This window comes from Pedobacter zeae, from assembly GCF_014196715.1.
Taxonomy (GTDB): domain Bacteria; phylum Bacteroidota; class Bacteroidia; order Sphingobacteriales; family Sphingobacteriaceae; genus Pedobacter; species Pedobacter zeae.
In genome coordinates this window covers 1-1,284 of sequence record NZ_JACIEF010000011.1, presented here as the reverse complement: position 1 = coordinate 1,284, position 1,284 = coordinate 1, and the positions used below count along the sequence as shown (strand labels likewise).

Below are 1,284 nucleotides of genomic sequence, written 5' to 3'. Positions count from 1 at the left end.
TTGTTACTAAACCCGTATTCTATGGTTTTTGCAAATAAATTTTAAAATATTTAAGCAGCAATACCAAGATCTTTCTTATAAGGCCTTTCTTTCAATACTGCTGCAAAAGCCCTGCTGACAAGCTTATTCCTAAGTACATTTAGAATTGATGAATGATGTTTTCCCTCTTTTATTTTTCTATCGTAGTATCTTTTAAACTCATTATCTTTTTTAATCGTGTTTAGTGCGCACATGGTCAATAGCGTCTTAATTCGTTTGTTGGCCAGATGGCTAACCTTTGGCTTTCCCTTTAGTGTTGTTCCAGAGGTATTTCCAAAAGGGGCAATACCACAATAACAGGCAAACTTCCTGGGATCGTCAAATAGACTGAACCCTTGCGTAAGGACCACGATAAACATCGCTGTTTGAGGCCCTATACAGTATACCGAGTTGACCAGACGATATTGCTCTTCAAGTACCTTGTCCGCTTTTACACATCTTAGAAGTTCCGCTTCAATCATGTCAATTTTCTTATCATATTCCTTGATCAGTGACTTTCTGATATCCAATGTAAAATCCGCTGAATCTCCATCGAAAGCTTCCAATTCTCCACTTGCATTTTTTAATGCTGTCTGTTGCTTCACAAGCTGCTTTCTACAGCTCAATAAATGCTTTAGCTCGCTTATGGTTTTGCTCGGAAGTTTAAAAAGAACTGCTTTGCGCCTGTGTAAAAAACCGTAGCTGGCTATTTCGGCAGCATCTGCCTTATCTGATTTGCCACGTTTTAGACCAAGGGAACGCTTAAGCCTCAGCGCGTTCTCAACCCAGAGATTCCCACCCTGTCCGTCAAAAAAGGTACAGATAGGAAGGGTATAAAGTCCGGTATCCTCTGCACAAAAGAGCATTTCAGTAATCGAAAAGCCCGTAAGCTCCCGAATCCAGGCCATCATACCGGTACAGCCTTCCTCACTGTTGCTAAAGGTGCCATGAAACTGCTCATCAGGATTTTCAATAAGAAAAAACACGACATCTATCTTCATTTTTGAAACATCGATGCCCGCAAATAATCTGTAATTCATAACTTTGGGTTGTTAAGTGGAAAAACAAACCTTAATGTTGAATAAAACTAAATCCCTTAACGGTCCAGCGAAGACTAAAATTCTATATGGTTCTTGTTCAACAAACGGCAGTGCTCTGTTACGGGTTTTAGGTCTTTAACCTAGATCGCGAAGTAAAGTGCAGCACTGCCGTTAAGGTTTTAATGTAAATCTTAAATATTTTTAAGAATATTCAAACCTAAGGGAT

General features: G+C 39.3%; 1 protein-coding gene. It reads right to left on the bottom strand.

What is annotated here, in order from left to right:
* Positions 1-50: 50 nt before the first annotated feature.
* The gene (locus tag GGQ60_RS22840) at positions 51-1,058 is read right to left on the bottom strand and encodes an IS110 family RNA-guided transposase (RefSeq protein WP_183768775.1); all 1,008 of its coding nucleotides are present in this window, start codon (positions 1,056-1,058) and stop codon (positions 51-53) included.
* Positions 1,059-1,284 lie beyond the last annotated feature (226 nt).

Bases quoted from the DNA above. Each gene is read 5' to 3' on its own strand.
- GGQ60_RS22840 (WP_183768775.1), bottom strand. From the start codon at position 1,058: ATGAATTACAGATTATTTGCGGGCATCGATGTTTCAAAAATGAAGATA.